This is a genomic window from Pantoea eucalypti (assembly GCF_009646115.1).
Taxonomy (GTDB): Bacteria; Pseudomonadota; Gammaproteobacteria; order Enterobacterales; family Enterobacteriaceae; genus Pantoea; species Pantoea eucalypti.
Window position 1 is genome coordinate 3,498,182 of record NZ_CP045720.1, and the last position, 16,711, is coordinate 3,514,892.

Sequence of the window (16,711 nt, forward strand, 5' to 3'; positions counted from 1 at the left end):
ATGTTACAGGTTACTGAACTGAATCAATATTATGGCGGCAGTCACATTCTGCGCGGCCTGTCGTTTGAGGTAAAAATTGGTGAAATTACCTGTCTGCTTGGCCGCAATGGCGTGGGAAAAACCACACTGCTGAAGTGCCTGATGGGGCTGATCCCGGCGAAGTCAGGCGAGATTCAGTGGCAGCAGCAGCGGATGAATGGCCGCAAGCCGCACCAGCGGGTGCAGGCGGGCATCGCCTATGTGCCGCAGGGACGGGAAATCTTTCCGCGTCTGACGGTCGAAGAGAACCTGCTGATGGGCCTGTCGCGCTTTCCGGCGGCGCAGGCGCGTGAGGTGCCGGAGGAGATTTATCAGCTCTTTCCGGTGCTGCTGGCGATGAAGTCACGCCGGGGCGGCGATCTCTCGGGCGGTCAGCAGCAGCAGCTGGCGATCGGCCGGGCGCTGGCCTGTCGGCCACAGCTGCTGATCCTTGATGAGCCGACCGAAGGGATCCAGCCCTCGGTGATCAAAGAGATCGGCGCGGTAATCCGCCAGCTGGCGCAACGGGGAGATATGGCGATCCTGCTGGTTGAGCAGTTTTATGACTTCGCGGCAGAGCTGGCGGACAGCTATCTGGTGATGTCGCGCGGTGAAATTGTGCAGCGTGGCCGCGGCGACACCATGGAAGCAGAAGGTGTGCGCGGCCTGGTGGCGATTTAAACCCGACTCAGAGCAGGCCGGTCTCCACAGAGAAGTGACGCTGCTCGCCGCTCGCCAGGGTGATCAGCGTGCCGGCCTGCTGCGCGGCAAGAAAACCCTCTGGCCGACAGGTGGCGGGCAGAATATAGGCCGCCACCTGCTGGTCATGGTTGTGCAGCAGCCAGCGGGTTGCGTGCGGGAACTGCGCGGTAGAGAAGCGCGTCATCAGCGCGTAGCCCTGCGGCGCATGCAACTCAAACTGTACCTCATCACCATACTGCGGCAGATCGTCCGCAAAGAACACGATCTCGGGATCGCAGAGCTGCGGTTGATCGAGCTGCTGTAACGCCTGCGGATCGCGCGCCAGTTGATCCGTGTAATCCCGCCAGGCGGGCGTTGGTCGCAGGTGCGCCGGGATCGAGCGACGCAGCTGGAATGCCCCTTCGGGGATCGACTGCCGGAAGCGCCCCTGATCGATCCACGCGCTGTTGAGGTGACACATGTATTGCAACGGCATCGGTGCACCCGCCAGATTGGTCACCGTCATCTCTATCGTCAGACGGGGCCTGTCGGCCTGAATGCGAACGGCGGGTGCCGCAACATAATGATGGCCGAAGCCTTTAACATATTCACACTCCCCTTCCAGCGACAGTGTCTGATCGTCCAGCACCAGCCAGGCACTATCCATGCGGGCGCAGGCCATTTCCCCGTGCAGCGGATGATCGTCCTCTGGCGCGGGACAGCCGTTAGCCAGCAGCCCCGAATGAAAGGCAAAACAGCCATAGGTATCTATGATCGAATTCGCGGGCAGCGGCTGCTTAAAGCTGTGGCCCATGGTCAGGTTATGATCGTCAAACTGCACGTCCCAGATCATCTGCCCGAGAAACGGCAGCACGGTCACGCTGCCGCGCCGGTTATGAATGCGCACTGCCTCGATTCCTGCCGGATAGCGAAACACCTCAACCCGGAAGTCATCGCTTTCCAGCAGCAGCGAGGGCGTGGTGTGAAACTGGTCACGCGCTAAGGGTAAACGGGTTCTCATGGTAACTCCTCCACCAGACGACCGGCCGCAACCGGCTGTTTTTTATGGCGCAGTTCGCCGTAGAAGTAAAATCCGACCCAGGCGAAGCAGAGCAGCGAGACACCAAACGCCAGCTGCATTGAACCCAGCGTGTCAGACACCAGGCCTTGCAGCGCCGGGACAAAGGCCGCGCCAACAATCGCCATCACGATAAACGCGCCTGCCACTTCAGTGTATTTATTATCGACCGTCGCCAGCGTACCGGCGTAGATCGTTGCCCAGCAGGGCCCAAACAGCACGCTGACAAAAACGGCGGCGTAGACGGCGGTAAAGTTCGGCACCAGCATCACATAAGCCAGCGTCAGCACGCCCAGCACCGAATAGGCGATCAGCACTTTCTCGGCACGGAAGCGGGTCATCAGGAAGTTCGCCACGAACTTGCCGATAAAGAAGCAGACGAAGCTGTAGATCATAAAGTTAGAGGCGTGACGTTCATTGGCTGCCCCCAGCGTCAGCGCCAGACGAATGGTAAATGACCAGACCGCCACCTGCATGCCGACATACAGGAACTGGGTCACAATGCCGCGTTTAAAGTGACGGTTAGCCGCCAGATAGCGGAAGGTCTCGCCCAGTGACGGCCGGGATTTCTCATTACTCTCTGGTTTGCAGCGCGGATAGCGGGTGAACATAAACAGCAGCATCACGACCACCAGCACCATCACCAGATATTTGTAAGGCTCCAGCGTGTGCTCCAGCATTGTCAGGCGGAAAGCATGCGCCTGCTCTGCCGTCATGGCTGCCATCTGACTCTCCAGACTGTCGCCATCCTGGAACACCAGATATTTACCCAGCACAATCCCCATCAGCGCACCGATCGGATAGAAGGTCTGGCTGACGTTGAGGCGCAGCGTCGCATGATCACGATGACCAATCATCGAGCTGTAGGTGTTGGCCGCCGTTTCCAGGAAACTCAGGCCAATGGCAATCGCAAAGATCGCCGCGAGGAACATGGTGTAGGTCGCCATGTGCGAAGCAGGATAAAAGGCGATACAGCCGGCAATGTAGAGCGCCAGACCGATCATAATCGCCATCTTGTAACTGGTTTTGCGGATCACCAGCGAGGCGGGGATCGCAATCAGAAAATAGCCGCCATAAAAGGCGCTCTGCACCAGCGCACTGGCGAAGTCGCTCAGGGCAAACACACTTTTAAACTGGGTAATCAGGATATCGTTGAGACTCGCTGCACAGCCCCAGAGCGGGAAGAGGCACGACAGCAGAATGAACTGGAACAGCGGCGTTTTATTCAGATAGCCATCAGATTGCTGAACAATTTTCTGTTGCATAGCAGAACCTCAGTTACGGTTGAGAAAACGCTGGAAAGTCTCTGCGTCGGGATAAGCGCGCTGCGTGCCGCGCCCGGTGACGCTGCAGGCGGCATAGGCCGACGCCTGTGTCATGGCGGCGGCCACATCGCCGGTTTTCACCAGCAGATAGGCAAAGCAGCCGATAAAGGCATCACCTGCGCCGCTGGTATCGACCGCCTGAACCGGCGTCGCGGCCACGCGATGCACCTTGTCGCCGCTCATCCAGACCGAGCCCCGGCTGCCCAGAGTAATGATCAGATTTTTAAGGCCGCGCTTCAGCAGCGACTGCCCCGCCAGGATCACCTCGTCATCGGTGCTGACGGGCAGGCCGGTGAGGATCTCCAGTTCGGTTTCGTTCGGCATAAAGAAGTCGCATTTGCAGGCGTAGTGAATATCCAGCGAAGCGACGGCCGGTGCCGGATTCAGGATCACGTTGATCTGATGCTGGCGGGCAAAATCGATGGCGTAATAGACCGTCTCCAGCGGGATCTCCAGCTGCAGGATGATCAGCTCACAGGCTTTCAGCGCCTCTGCCGCGTCGTCGATATCAGCCGGTTTCAGCTGCTGGTTGGCACCTTTGATAATCAGAATGCGGTTTTGCGACTGGTCATCGACAAAAATCGGTGCCACACCGCTGGAGGTGCCTGGTGCAGTGGTGACAAATCGCGTGTCCACGCCCTGCTGCTGCAGGTTCGCGACGGTGTTGGGCGCAAAGAGATCGTCGCCAACTTTGCTGACCATCATCACGCTGCCGCCCATTTTCGCCGCCGCAACCGCCTGGTTAGCGCCCTTACCGCCGCAGCCAATCGCAAAGTCAGGCGCTTCAAGGGTTTCGCCCGCTTTCGGCAGGCTGTTGGTATAGGTAATCAAATCGACCATGTTTGAGCCGATGACCGCAATTGTCATGACCATTTCTCCTGGATATTTTGCAAACTTCAAATGTTATTAAAGTCACAATAACCTTTCTTAAAAGTTAAATATGTGACAAAAACCACAACATGAGTGCGCAAAATCGACAATATGCGACAGGGATCGGGATTTTAAGTGTTACTATTATAACAAGATAACATCATAGAGCCTGCTGGCTGAGCAATGTGAACGCCTGCGGCGATGAGCGGTAGTCACCGCACAGCGGAGGTTTGCGGGCCTTTCAGAATGCGGGTAAGATTGGTTGCCAGCCTGGCGGATGAGACGCAACTCATTCAAATCTGTGAGGTTTGTCGCGTATTGACGTCGGTTCCGGCGTCTTTCCTCCGCATTGCAGGATAGGTAAACAGAGATGACCATGGAAACCCGGCGCGACGAACGCATTCACAAGCTGACACAGGCGCTTAAACGCACCGATAAACTGCATCTCAAAGACGCGGCCCAGCTGCTGGGTGTCTCAGAGATGACGGTTCGCCGCGATTTAACCGAACCGGGCTCCAGCGTGGTGTTACTGGGCGGCTACATTGTCAGCGACCCAAAAAGTCATACCGGCCACTATTTTGTCAGCGATCAGCATGGGCAGAATGCGGCCAGAAAGCAGCGACTGGCGCAGGCGGCGGCCAGCCTGATTAACGAAAACGATACGGTCTTTTTCGATTGCGGCACTACCCTGCCCTATATCGTTGATGCGATTCCCGACACGCTGTCGTTCACTGCCATCTGCTGTGCTATGAACACCTTTCTGACGCTGAAAGAGAAACCTGGCTGTAACGTTATTCTCAGCGGCGGTGAATTTCATGCTGACAACGCTCTGTTTACACCGATTGGCGTGCACACCATCCTGGACGATCTTTGTCCGACGCTGGCTTTGATCTCTGCGGCGGGTATCGACAAAGATCAGGGGGCGACCTGCTACAACACCAATGAACTGATGATGAAACATCACGCCATGCTGCGTGCCCGAACGTCGGTACTGGTGGCTGACAGCAGTAAATATGGCAAGGTGCTGCCTGCCCGCATTGCCGGGCTGCAGCGTTTTGACCTGCTGGTGAGTGACAGCGCACCCGATCAGGCGTTACAGAACTGGCTGGCGCAGCAGGCGATACCGCTTCGCCTGCCCTGAGCCTGCCTCTGCCGTCATTTCAGCGATTACGCGCGGAAATCAGACAGTTATTTCATACGTTGTCCGGCATCACCGCCCTCAGGGCATTATTCGCCGCCCCCCGGCTGGGATTAAACGGTGAAAAAGGCTAAACTTCGACATCATTCCAACGACCAACAGACCCAGAGGCTCAATCCAACGTGGCTCAATTCGTCTATAGCATGCATCGCGTCGGCAAAGTGGTTCCGCCGAAGCGACATATCCTGAAAAACATCTCGCTCAGCTTCTTCCCCGGCGCAAAAATCGGCGTACTCGGCCTTAATGGCGCGGGTAAATCTACCCTGCTGCGCATCATGGCCGGCATCGATAAAGATATCGAAGGGGAAGCGCGTCCGCAGCCAGGCATCAAGATTGGCTACCTGCCGCAGGAGCCGCAGCTTAACCTTGAACACACCGTGCGCGAGTCGGTTGAAGAAGCGCTGTCAGAAGTAGTTGGCGCACTGAAACGTCTCGACGAAGTTTATGCGCTCTATGCCGAAGAGGATGCAGACTTCGACAAGCTGGCCGCTGAGCAGGGCCGTCTTGAAGAGATCATCCAGGCGCACGATGGTCACAACCTGAATACCCAACTGGAACGTGCTGCCGATGCGCTGCGCCTGCCAGACTGGGACGCGAAGATCGCCACCCTTTCCGGTGGTGAACGTCGCCGCGTCGCCCTCTGCCGCCTGCTGCTGGAAAAACCAGACATGCTGCTGCTGGACGAACCGACGAACCACCTGGACGCCGAATCTGTCGCCTGGCTGGAGCGCTTCCTGCATGACTTCGAAGGCACTGTGGTCGCGATTACGCATGACCGTTACTTCCTGGATAACGTGGCAGGCTGGATTCTGGAACTTGACCGCGGTGAAGGTATTCCGTGGGAAGGCAACTACTCCTCCTGGCTGGAGCAGAAAGATGCGCGTCTGGCTCAGGAAGCTTCTTCTGAAGCCGCGCGTCGTAAGTCGATTGAGAAAGAGCTGGAGTGGGTGCGCAAAGGGCCAAAAGGCCAGCAGTCTAAAGGCAAAGCCCGTCTGGCTCGCTTTGAAGAGCTGAACAACACGGACTACCAGAAGCGTAACGAAACCAACGAACTGTTTATTCCGCCAGGTGCCCGTCTGGGTGACAAAGTGCTGGAAGTCAGCAATCTGCGTAAGTCCTATGGCGACCGTGTGCTGATTGACGATCTCTCGTTCTCAGTACCGAAAGGGGCAATTGTCGGGATTATCGGTCCTAACGGCGCGGGTAAATCGACGCTGTTCCGCATGATGTCCGGTCAGGAACAGCCTGATTCCGGCAGCATTGTGCTGGGCGAGACGGTGAAACTGGCGTCCGTCGATCAGTTCCGCGACAGCATGGATAACTCCAAAACCGTCTGGGAAGAAGTTTCCGGTGGTCAGGACATCATGCGTATCGGTAACACCGAGATGCCAAGCCGCGCCTATGTTGGCCGCTTTAACTTTAAAGGCGTCGATCAGGGCAAACGCGTTGGCGAACTGTCGGGTGGTGAGCGTGGTCGTCTGCACCTCGCGAAACTGCTGCAGGTTGGCGGCAACATGTTGCTGCTCGATGAACCGACCAACGACCTGGATATCGAAACCCTGCGCGCGCTGGAAAACGCCCTGCTGGAGTTCCCGGGCTGTGCCATGGTCATCTCGCATGACCGCTGGTTCCTGGACCGTATCGCGACGCACATCCTGGATTACCAGGATGAGGGTAATATCGAATTCTTCGAAGGTAACTTTACCGAATATGAAGAGTACAAGAAGCGTACTCTCGGCGCCGACGCACTGGAGCCGAAGCGCATCAAGTACAAGCGCATGACGAAGTAATCGAATAAACGGGCGGCAGCGATGCCGCCCTTTTTGATGGTTCACTCAGCGATAAAACTCCCTGAATACCGGAGACTGCAGCGCAAACTCTATAAAGCGTGCCAGCGCAGGCGAATTCAGTTTACGGCCCGGATAGACCAGCCACAGCTCATTTCCCTCGACTTCCCATTCCGGCAGCACCGGCACCAGCCGGGGATCCGCCATCGCCCCATCGGTCAGAAAGTGCGGCAGCAGCGTAATGCCTGCATCGCCCAGCGCCGATTCGCGCGCATAGAGTAAATTGTCGGTGAGATGGCCAGGCGGCAGCAGCCAGCGGTAGAACGCGCCATCACGCTGCAATACCCATTCATTCCATGCGCGATGCGCGATACAGCGGTGAGCTGACAGCTGCTGCGGGTGAAGCAGCGGCGGGTGCTGATTAAGATAGTGCTGCGAAGCCACCAGCAGTCGTGGGCAGTTGCCTATCCGGCGGCCAATCAGCGAGGACTCCTGCGGCTGACCGGTGCGCAGCGCCACATCAAAGCCCTCCTGTACCAGATCCCGCATCTCATCGGAAATCGAGACATCCAGCGTCACATCAGGATAGAGACGCAAAAACGCTGCATTACAGCGCGCCAGCAGTGTGGCCCCAATGCCCGCCGGACTGGTGATGCGCAGACGCCCGCTGGGGTTTTCACGCAGGCTGGCGATAGCCTGATCGGCGCGTTCACTGGCCTGCATCATCTCCTGACAATGCAGCAGATAGCGCTCACCGGCAAAAGTCAGATTGAGCTGGCGGGTGGTGCGATTCAGCAAACGAATCCCCAGCCGCTGCTCCAGCTGGCTGATACGCTGACTGACACTGGATTTAGGCAGGCCTGCGCGTTCTGCCGCGCCGGTAAAGCTGCCGCACTCCGCCACCAGCGCAAACAGCGCCATGTCCTGCCACTGACGAAATGCCATTGTTCACCTCAGACGAACACTCTATGAAAGATTGTCCATCTTATCACCGTTAAAATCAGGTTCTACACTTAAGGCCTGTCTTCATCATTACAGCTGGTCTTGCCATAGAGAGTATGTACACCGACTCCCGACCAGGCTGTCAGAGAAAAGAGCCAGACTCTTTGCTTAACTACACAGGAAAACGTTATGTCTATTCGCGCTATCGCAATTAATCCCGAAAATCCTGAACACTTTACTGAAATTTTCCCTGAAACCCCCACGCCAGGCGAGTATGACCTGCGTGTCGAGGTCAAAGCCGCCTCGGTCAACCCGGTTGATACCAAGGTGCACAAAGGGGCGAAGAAGAACGGCTTACAGCAGCCACGTATCCTGGGCTGGGATGCCAGCGGCGTTGTGCTGGAAGTGGGCAGCTCAGTCAGCAACTTTAAGCCTGGCGATGAAGTCTTCTACGCCGGCGATCTGACCCGTCCAGGCAGCAACAGCACTGAGCAGCTGGTGGACTCACGCATCACCGGCCATAAGCCAGAGAGTCTGGACTGGGCACAGTCTGCCGCGATCCCACTGACGGCCCTGACCGCATGGGAAGGTTTGTTTGAACGACTGAACCTGGAGACGGCATCGGAAGATCAGACTCTGCTGATCGTTGGCGGCGCAGGTGGTGTTGGATCACTGGCGATCCCCCTGGCGAAGCTGCGCAGCAAAGTGAAGATCATTGCGACTGCCTCGCGTGAAGATTCCGCCCAGTGGTGCCGCGATCGCGGAGCCGATGTGGTGATCAATTACAAAGATATGATCGGTGAGCTGGAGAAACAGGGCATTAAGCAGGTTGATTATATTTTCTGCCTGAACGATACCGACGGTCACTGGGAGACGATGGCGAAGCTGATCGCACCACAGGGTCATATCTGCACCATCGTGGAAAACGAACATCCGCTGTCGATGGATCAACTGAAGCTGAAGAGTGCGGCACTGCACTTCGAGCTGATGTACACCCGCAGCATGTTTAATACCCCGGATATGGCGCGTCAGGGCGAGATTCTGGATGCGGTATCAGCATTGCTGGATGAAGGTAAACTGCAAACCACGCTGAGCGAAACGCTGCACGGCTTAAGCGTTGAGACGTTAACTGCCGCCCATCAGCGTGTGCTGGAAGGCCACATGCGCGGCAAAGTGGTCATGGTCTATTAATGCGCTGACCCGGCTGCCGTGCGGCAGACCGGGTCACAGCTGGCGTTACGGCTGGGCGTTTTTCTCGCCCAGCATCGCTTTGACCAGCTCAATGCAGCGCAGGAAACGCGCATCATAATCATCTTCCTGCACGTGCAGGAATTCGATGTTGTTTTCACGCAACATTGTCACCAGCATCGACTGAAACTCCCGCCGATCCACGGAACTGCCCAGACTGCGCAATCCATCTGCGACCCAGGGCACGTTATTCTCTAACAGAATCACCAGATCAAAACGGTATTCATCGATCAGTGCCTGCACAAAGGGATGTTCGCGCCCTTCATACTTCAGACAGAATGCCTGCGTGGTCACAAAATCGGTGTCGATAAACGCCACTTTATTGGCGTATTTAACGGCGAAATCGATGTACTGTGCCTGACCCAGCGCGATCTTGTCGTAATCGGAATATTGCAGCGCCATTTCGTCACCGCCCAGATGGGAGAAGACATAGTCGCGGCCATATTCCCAGGCGCTGGTGGTGTTAAAGATGTTGGCGAGCTTATTCACCAGCGTCGATTTACCGCTCGACTCGCCGCCGAGAATCGCCACGGTGCGCACAAAGAACGGCTTCACTTCCGTAGGAATGTAATCCCAGAAGCGGAACGGATCCTGACGAATCTGCGCGCCACTGATGCTCATAAAGGATCGGTTGGGATCGACCAGCACGGTCTGAATGCCAAGGTGCTGCTGATACATCTCCGCATCGGGCGCTTCACTGGTGTAGATGCAATCAGGTGCAATGCCGTGCTCGCTCAGAAACGCGCTGACGCCCTTGCTCCAGACATCCCAGCCATGCGGATAGGGTTCAATCCCCTCCTCATCAAAGGCGTGGATGCGGATATTTTTCTGATACTTAAAGGTCTGCAGCAGCCAGCGCAGGCGATCGCTGACCGTAGGCTGCTGTGACATCGCGCTGTTCTCAAACAGTTCACGGTCACGCGGCTCGTCATAACCCATAATGATATGCAGCTCATCCACCTGACTGCAGGCGCGCTGAATCAGATAGATATGGCCGGTGTGCAGCGGATAAAACTTACCAAATACCACGCCCACCGTTTTATCGCGGCGCGGAAATTCAAGGCCCAGGAATCGGTGAAGCGCCTCCAGTTTTTGCGCGCTGGGGCTTTTGATTTTGGCATTGAGCAACTGGCTTAGATAGCCTTTGGTCATGCCGCTGGCATCAGCGACCTGTTGCAGCGTATGGCCCTGCTGGCGAATAGCCGTTTTCAGATAATCAAACGACGACATGTCGTGCCTCCTGCATCAATGCGGTTAAGGTGGGAGCGGCCTGCCCGCGACGCAGGCTGGCAGGCCGCAGGCGCATTACAGATCGTCCAGAATCGCCAGCGCATCGGCCAGCTTCTTCGCGCTGAAAACCTGCATCCCGGCAATCGGTTTTTTCGGTGCATTCCCTGCCGGTACAATGGCGCGTTTGAAGCCATGCTTCGCCGCTTCAGAGATGCGCTCCTGACCGCTGGGCACCGGACGGATCTCACCGGCCAGTCCCACTTCGCCGAAGATCACCAGATCCTGCGGCAACGGACGATCGCGCAGGCTCGACACCATCGACAGCATCAGCGCCAGGTCCGCACTGGTTTCGGTGACTTTAACACCACCAACCACGTTGACGAATACATCCTGATCCGCCATCTGCAATCCGCCATGACGATGTAAAACGGCCAGCAGTATCGCCAGGCGGTTCTGCTCCAGACCCACCGCCACGCGGCGTGGGTTGCCCATCATGGAGTGATCGACCAGCGCCTGAATCTCCACCAGCAGTGGACGCGTGCCTTCCCACAGCACCATCACCGAGCTGCCAGAGGTAACCTCTTCGCCCCGTGACAGGAAGATAGCGGACGGGTTGCTGACTTCACGCATGCCCTGCTCTGTCATGGCAAACACCCCCAGCTCATTGACCGCACCGAAGCGGTTTTTATGGCTGCGAAGGGTGCGGAAACGGGAGTCGGCATCGCCATCCAGCAGCACCGAACAGTCGATACAGTGCTCCAGCACTTTCGGCCCGGCCAGTGAGCCATCTTTAGTCACGTGACCGACCATGATGATCGCGACGCCGCGCGTTTTAGCGAAGCGCGTCAGGTAGGCGGCGGTTTCACGCACCTGCGCGACGCTGCCGGGTGATGACTGGATCTCTGCCATGTGCATGACCTGGATCGAGTCGATCACCATCAGCTGCGGCTGCTCCTGTTCGGCGATCAGGCAGATCTGCTCAATGCTGGTTTCCGACAGCATATTCACATTTTCGGTGGGTAATCCCAGACGATGGGCGCGCATCGCAACCTGTTGCAGTGACTCTTCACCGGTGACGTACAGGGTTTTCATCCCCTCTGACAACCGGCACATCACCTGCAGCAGCAGCGTGGATTTCCCCGCACCAGGACTGCCGCCAATCAGAATGGCGCTGCCCGGCACAACGCCGCCGCCCAGCACCCGGTCAAACTCTTTGAAGCTGGTCGAGAAGCGCGGTAACGCCTCCAGGCTGATTTCAGAGAGCTTCTGCACCCGGCTGGTTCCGGCGCTGCCGGCATAGCCACTCAGGCGCTCGTTACGCGCAGCAGCAGGCGAGGCAGCGATGCGCACCTCGGTGATGGTGTTCCAGGCGTGACAGGCGCTGCATTGCCCCTGCCAGCGTGGGTAATCTGCGCCACATTCGTTACAGACAAATGCGCGTTTTGCCGCTTTGGCCAAATCAATACCTCAGTTAACGCTCTTCGTGGATCAGGCTGCCGGTAAGGATGCAGAACACCCCCATTAAATCGGCATGGCGAATGGTGACCGCGGTCTGCTCATTCACCTTAGGTTTAGCATGGAACGCAATGCCCAGCGCTGAGGCTTTGATCATCAGCAGGTCATTGGCACCATCGCCGATCGCCACCGTCTGTTCCGGCGCGATATTAAAACGCTCCGCCAGCTTCTTCAGGGTATCGGCTTTGTATTGTGCGTCGACAATCGGACCCAGCACGTTGCCGGTCAGTTTGCCGTCGCGAATTTCGAGTTCATTGGCCACCACCGCCGACAGATGGAGCTTGTCGCGCAGGTATTCGGCGTAATAGGTAAAGCCGCCGGAGGCGATAGCAATCTGCCAGCCCAGCGCCTGCAGCTTCTGCGTCAGCGTCGTTAAGCCTGGCATTAATGGCAGAGCATCACGTACCTGTTTCAGAATATTGGCATCTGCGCCCTGCAGCGTGGCGACGCGCTGACGCAGGCTGGCGGTGAAGTCGAGTTCGCCGCGCATCGCGCGTTCCGTGACTTCCGCCACCTGCTCGCCGCAGCCCGCCAGTTTTGCAATCTCATCGATGCACTCGATCTGAATCGCGGTGGAGTCCATATCCATCACCAGCAGGCCTGGCGTCTTGAGATGCGGGATTTTGCCCAGCGGCGCAACATCCAGCCCGGCATCGTGCGCCAGCTTGCTGGCAAACGGCGTCAGCGATCCTGCCAGACGAATCACCTGATACTCATCGACATTCCAGGCACTGACGATCACCATCGCGGCACCCAGCTGGTGCTGGTAATCGGTGAGCCGTTGCTTGTCCAGCCCGCGGCCATACAGCAGCCAGCCGGTGCGGCCAGCGCGATAATCCAGCGGCATCACTTCATCACCGCTAAGAGAAAGGGGCAAACCCGGCCAGAGGGAAACATCGGCGGGAAGATCGCACCAGGTTAAACGATTTGGCATCAGAGCTCCTGTAGGGACAACAAAACCACGCAAGAGGCTACCTTGTCTGCGCCGCTTCTGGCAACATAATCTCCAGGCTTTCTGTTGTGATATGACCCGGATGAGTAATGGCTAAAACCGCACTGAAATTTCGCTTACATCGGACCGTGATCGTTCTGATCTCCATGGCGCTGCTGGTTGTGCTGATGCAGGGCGCATCCTGGTTCAGTCTTGGTCATCAGGCGGCGCGTTCTGAACAGGTCGAGGAGCTGGCACATACACTGACCAGCCAGGTGGCGTTTAGTCTTAAGCCGTTGATGGACAACAGTGAAAATAACCGCACTCAGATAGAAGCCATTCTTAATCAGATGACGGCTAACAGTCGTATTCTGGATGCGTCGGTGTATGACGGCGACGGCAGTCTGGTGGCGCACAGCGGTGAAAATATTAATGTGCGTGATCGGCTGGCGCTCGATGGTCAGCGCGCAGGCAGCTATTTCAACCATCAGATTGTGCAGCCGCTGGCCGGGAGCGATGGCCCGCTGGGCTTCCTGCGCGTGACGCTGGATACCCACGTGCTGGTCACCGACTCGCATCAGGTCGATAACACCACCAATATTCTGCGTCTGATGATGCTGCTGGCACTGGCGATCGGCATTATTCTCTCCCGCACCCTGCTGCGCCATCGCCGCACCCGCTGGCAGCAGTCGCCGTTCCTGCTTACCGCCAGCACCCCGGTGAAAGAGGACCGGGATGAGGACGACGAGAAGAAAGAGTAGTGTTCTGCGCTGCGGTAAAGATAAAACGAGAAAGGCCCGCTGTGTGGGCCTCAGACTGCTGACAAACCCTGGCCTGATCGCTGTGAGACCGAGCCTGCGCAGGAAAGCGGGTCAGATCGGAAAGTCGCTTACGCCAATCCCTGGCCCGCTCGGCCCGCGCCCTCCATGGCGCGGGACGCTTTCCTCCCCTGACCCGGTTCCCTGCGTATTGAGCTAATCCATCGTTGCCAGATGTGCCTTGATTTGAATTTTTCAGCAGTCTGAAAGCACGCAATGCGGGCCTTTTTAGTGGAAAAATGTGGATTTGCGAGGCGTGTTCCGTTAGCCAATCAACAACGCTTCCAGCTCACCCAGCGATTTAACCTGCCAGGTGGGTTTAATATGTTCTGGCAGCGGCCGGGTGCCATGATCGAGCCAGCAGGTTTTCACTCCCGCGTTCATGCCGCCCAGAATGTCTGACTCTGGCGTATCCCCCACCATCAGCACCCGCTCACGATCCGGATTACCCATCAGCTCCAGCGCGTAGTCAAAAATCTCTGCCGCCGGTTTTGGCACGCCAACCTGCTCAGAGATCACCAGCGCCGAGAAGTAATCACGGAAGCCGGTGCGCTCCAGACGCGTCTGCTGCAGCGCGGTAAAGCCATTGGTGATGATCCCCATTTTTACTTTGCCATGCAGCTGGTTCATCAGGCTGACCGCGCCCGGCAGCGGCGTACAGATCTCGCCCATCGCACTGAGGAAGCCGCTGTTGAGGATCTCTGGCGCCACGCTGAGCTTTTCGCTCCAGTGGTTGAAACGCTGAGTCTGCAACTGTAACGCTGAGATGGTGCCGTTCTGATAATCGACCCACAGCGGCTTGTTGATCGCCTGATAATCGCTGTAATCCTGGTCGGTGAACTGCACGTCATAGCCGGCGAACAGGCGCTGCAAACCGGCATAGGCGTCGAAATGGAAAAGGGTATCGTCCGCATCAAACAGGATGCAGTCCCAGTTATCTGTCATTAAAGCTCCTTAACACCACTACGGCGTCAGGGCCATGAGGATGGCATCTTCACGGCCGCTGGCGGTGGGATAATAGTTGGGGCGACGACTGACCTGATTGAATCCAAGCTGCTCATAGAGCGCAATGGCGGGCAGGTTCGAGGCCCGCACTTCCAGCCACAGCGTCAGCACGTTGCGTTTAATCAGCTCATCGATCAGATGCTGTAACAGCTGGCGGCCATATCCCCGGCGCTGAAAGTCAGGATCGACCGCGATGTTAAACAGCGAGGCTTCGTCCAGCACCACCTGAGTAATGGCAAAGGCGACCATTTTGCCGTCGGCGTCGAGACGTAAATTAATAAAGCGCTCGCCCTGATTGCTGGCAAACGTCTTTTCACTCCAGGGAAACGCGTGGCTACGACGCTCAATGGCAAAGGCCTGCGCCAGGTCGTCAGGGGTGAGTAAAGAGATGGCTGTCATGGTTACACATCTGTTGCCAGAGCGCGCGTTTGGCGACGCCGCTGCTGATCAGTTCATTGAAAGAGGCGCTGGTTAATGCCACGCCATTAAAAGTCTGTTCGCTCTCTACGCCGAGCAGCCAGCCCGCGCAGTTCAGCGTTTCCGGCAGCATCTGCAGCTGATCCGGCGTCACGGTCATTACCTGAGCGGGTTGCAGATTGAGGGTATGCAGCACATCGCGCATCAGCGGTTCATGCAGACCGGGTGGCGCGTCAGCGACAATAATTAACTGCGTGTCCGGTGCCAGCGTGACGGCAATTTCGCCCTGAAGCACGCGCGGGCGGCGCAGCTGATACTGCGTAATTCCCATTTGCTGTAAAAGCCAGTCGCGCCTGGACGTCATGGTGTTACCTGTTCTGCTAGCTGAATGCGACGCTATGCTAGCAAACCCATCGAACATGCGCCAACAAACCACTATAATCCCCGCTCAGATCTTACAGGAGCCCTACATGTCTGCTTTTACCCCGGCCAGCGAAGTCATTCTGCGCCACAGTGATGAATTTACCGCCCGCCATGTTTTATTTGCTGGCGATCTGCAGGATGACCTGCCCGCTCAGCTGGAAACCGCTTCATCGCGCGTTCACACCCAGCAATATCATCACTGGCAAAACCTGAGCCGCCGTATGGGCGAGCAGGCGCGTTACGGAATGGTTGCGCAGCCGGAAGATGTGCAGGGATGCGATACCCTGGTCTACTTCTGGACCAAAAATAAGCCGGAAGTACAGTTCCAGCTGGAGAACCTGCTCTCGATGCTGCCAGTGGGCTGCGACGTGTTCGTGGTGGGTGAAAACCGCAGCGGCGTCCGCAGTGCCGAAGGCATGCTGGAGTCGTGGGTGAAGCTGGAGAAGATCGACAGCGCGCGTCGCTGTGGTCTCTATCATGGTCGCCTCGACAAACAGCCTGCATTCGATGCCAGCACCTTTGGTCATCAGTATCAGCTGGATGGTCTGACCATTCACACTCTGCCTGGCGTCTTCAGCCGTGACGGTCTGGATAGCGGCAGCGCCCTGCTGCTGTCGACCTTTACCCCGCACACTAAAGGTAAAGTGCTGGATATGGGATGTGGCGCAGGCGTGATTGCCGCCTCACTGCCTGCCCGTTCGCCTAAAGTACGCCTGTGGCTGTGCGACGTGCATGCCGCAGCCATTGAAGCGAGTAAATTGACGCTGGCCGCCAATGGCATCGAGGGCGAAGTTTTCGCCAGCAACGTCTTCTCTGACGTGACCGGCCGTTTCGACATGATTATCTCTAACCCGCCGTTCCATGAAGGCACCCAGACCAGCCTCGACGCCGCACAGGCGCTGATCCGGGGAGCAGTAAAGCACCTGAACACCGGTGGCGAACTGCGTATTGTTGCGAACACGTTCCTGCCTTATCCGCAGGTGCTGGATGAAGCTTTCGGCAGCCACGAAGTCATCGCACAGACCGGCCGCTTTAAAGTTTATCGCGCCGTCTATGGTCGTGGTGCCAAAACACGATAAGGGCTTTTAACGTCATTAATCGCGTTGCCGGGCTGAAAACGTTGCTTTTTACAGCAATCGTTTCAGCCCGACGAAATAGTTGTTGACGCAAAGAGTAAAATCTCTAGAATGCGCCTCCGTGGTTGTAACATTCTCAGGATGTTACG

General features: G+C 57.1%; 16 protein-coding genes. 6 read left to right on the forward strand and 10 right to left on the reverse strand.

Features of this window, described 5'->3' with window-relative positions; genetic code table 11:
- Nucleotides 1-699 carry an urea ABC transporter ATP-binding subunit UrtE gene (gene urtE, locus EE896_RS16345; RefSeq protein ID WP_003854882.1) on the forward strand — a complete coding sequence of 233 codons (699 nt, stop codon included), beginning with the start codon at nt 1-3 and terminating at the stop codon, nt 697-699.
- A 7-nt stretch (nt 700-706) separates the two neighbouring features.
- Here urtE and EE896_RS16350 read toward each other — a convergent pair whose 3' ends face one another.
- From EE896_RS16350 to rbsK, 3 genes are read right to left on the reverse strand one after another with little or no spacing between them, the layout of a single operon-like run.
- Nucleotides 707-1,720 (reverse strand): aldose 1-epimerase family protein, encoded by a 1,014-nt coding sequence (locus EE896_RS16350; RefSeq protein WP_110411665.1) that lies wholly within the window; start codon nt 1,718-1,720, stop codon nt 707-709.
- Nucleotides 1,717-3,042 (reverse strand): L-fucose:H+ symporter permease, encoded by a 1,326-nt coding sequence (fucP, locus tag EE896_RS16355; RefSeq protein ID WP_003854887.1) that lies wholly within the window; start codon nt 3,040-3,042, stop codon nt 1,717-1,719. The genes EE896_RS16350 and fucP overlap by 4 nt, the downstream gene beginning before the upstream one ends.
- Before the next feature lie 9 nt (nt 3,043-3,051).
- Complete coding sequence (gene rbsK, locus EE896_RS16360) at nt 3,052-3,969, reverse strand: ribokinase (protein ID WP_003854889.1); 918 nt, start codon at nt 3,967-3,969, stop codon at nt 3,052-3,054.
- A 379-nt stretch (nt 3,970-4,348) separates the two neighbouring features.
- On the opposite strand from rbsK, the gene deoR reads away from it, so the two are divergent.
- The gene (gene deoR, locus EE896_RS16365; RefSeq protein WP_033743124.1) at nt 4,349-5,113 is read left to right on the forward strand and encodes a DNA-binding transcriptional repressor DeoR; all 765 of its coding nucleotides are present in this window, start codon (nt 4,349-4,351) and stop codon (nt 5,111-5,113) included.
- A 179-nt stretch (nt 5,114-5,292) separates the two neighbouring features.
- Nucleotides 5,293-6,960 carry an energy-dependent translational throttle protein EttA gene (ettA, locus tag EE896_RS16370; protein WP_008925533.1) on the forward strand — a complete coding sequence of 556 codons (1,668 nt, stop codon included), beginning with the start codon at nt 5,293-5,295 and terminating at the stop codon, nt 6,958-6,960.
- Nucleotides 6,961-7,005: 45 nt separating this feature from the next.
- Here the strand turns inward: ettA and EE896_RS16375 are convergent, their stop codons facing one another.
- On the reverse strand, nt 7,006-7,902 hold the full coding sequence (locus tag EE896_RS16375) for a LysR family transcriptional regulator (protein WP_003854894.1): 897 nt from the start codon (nt 7,900-7,902) through the stop codon (nt 7,006-7,008).
- Nucleotides 7,903-8,088: 186 nt separating this feature from the next.
- Here EE896_RS16375 and EE896_RS16380 point away from each other — a divergent pair, with 186 nt between their 5' ends.
- Nucleotides 8,089-9,090 (forward strand): zinc-binding alcohol dehydrogenase family protein, encoded by a 1,002-nt coding sequence (locus EE896_RS16380; protein ID WP_003854895.1) that lies wholly within the window; start codon nt 8,089-8,091, stop codon nt 9,088-9,090.
- Nucleotides 9,091-9,135: 45 nt separating this feature from the next.
- Here the strand turns inward: EE896_RS16380 and nadR are convergent, their stop codons facing one another.
- The 3 genes from nadR to serB form a co-directional block, all read right to left on the reverse strand.
- On the reverse strand, nt 9,136-10,377 hold the full coding sequence (gene nadR, locus EE896_RS16385; RefSeq protein WP_008925532.1) for a multifunctional transcriptional regulator/nicotinamide-nucleotide adenylyltransferase/ribosylnicotinamide kinase NadR: 1,242 nt from the start codon (nt 10,375-10,377) through the stop codon (nt 9,136-9,138).
- A 75-nt stretch (nt 10,378-10,452) separates the two neighbouring features.
- Nucleotides 10,453-11,835 carry a DNA repair protein RadA gene (gene radA / locus EE896_RS16390; protein ID WP_003854897.1) on the reverse strand — a complete coding sequence of 461 codons (1,383 nt, stop codon included), beginning with the start codon at nt 11,833-11,835 and terminating at the stop codon, nt 10,453-10,455.
- A gap of 13 nt (nt 11,836-11,848) precedes the next feature.
- The gene (gene serB / locus EE896_RS16395; protein WP_078804764.1) at nt 11,849-12,826 is read right to left on the reverse strand and encodes a phosphoserine phosphatase; all 978 of its coding nucleotides are present in this window, start codon (nt 12,824-12,826) and stop codon (nt 11,849-11,851) included.
- A gap of 107 nt (nt 12,827-12,933) precedes the next feature.
- Between serB and EE896_RS16400 the strand changes: the two genes are divergently transcribed.
- A complete protein-coding gene (locus tag EE896_RS16400; protein ID WP_008925530.1) occupies nt 12,934-13,584 on the forward strand; it encodes a YtjB family periplasmic protein in 651 nt (216 codons plus the stop codon).
- A 321-nt stretch (nt 13,585-13,905) separates the two neighbouring features.
- Here the strand turns inward: EE896_RS16400 and yjjG are convergent, their stop codons facing one another.
- From yjjG to EE896_RS16415, 3 genes are read right to left on the reverse strand one after another with little or no spacing between them, the layout of a single operon-like run.
- Complete coding sequence (gene yjjG / locus EE896_RS16405) at nt 13,906-14,586, reverse strand: pyrimidine 5'-nucleotidase (RefSeq protein ID WP_140033776.1); 681 nt, start codon at nt 14,584-14,586, stop codon at nt 13,906-13,908.
- Nucleotides 14,587-14,604: 18 nt separating this feature from the next.
- On the reverse strand, nt 14,605-15,045 hold the full coding sequence (rimI, locus tag EE896_RS16410) for a ribosomal protein S18-alanine N-acetyltransferase (protein ID WP_003850861.1): 441 nt from the start codon (nt 15,043-15,045) through the stop codon (nt 14,605-14,607).
- Complete coding sequence (locus EE896_RS16415) at nt 15,017-15,427, reverse strand: DNA polymerase III subunit psi (RefSeq protein WP_003850863.1); 411 nt, start codon at nt 15,425-15,427, stop codon at nt 15,017-15,019. Before EE896_RS16415 ends, rimI begins: the two co-directional genes overlap by 29 nt.
- 106 nt (nt 15,428-15,533) lie before the next feature.
- Here EE896_RS16415 and rsmC point away from each other — a divergent pair, with 106 nt between their 5' ends.
- Nucleotides 15,534-16,565, forward strand: a complete 1,032-nt coding sequence (gene rsmC, locus EE896_RS16420; RefSeq protein WP_008925528.1) for a 16S rRNA (guanine(1207)-N(2))-methyltransferase RsmC — start codon at nt 15,534-15,536, stop codon at nt 16,563-16,565.
- Nucleotides 16,566-16,711 lie beyond the last annotated feature (146 nt).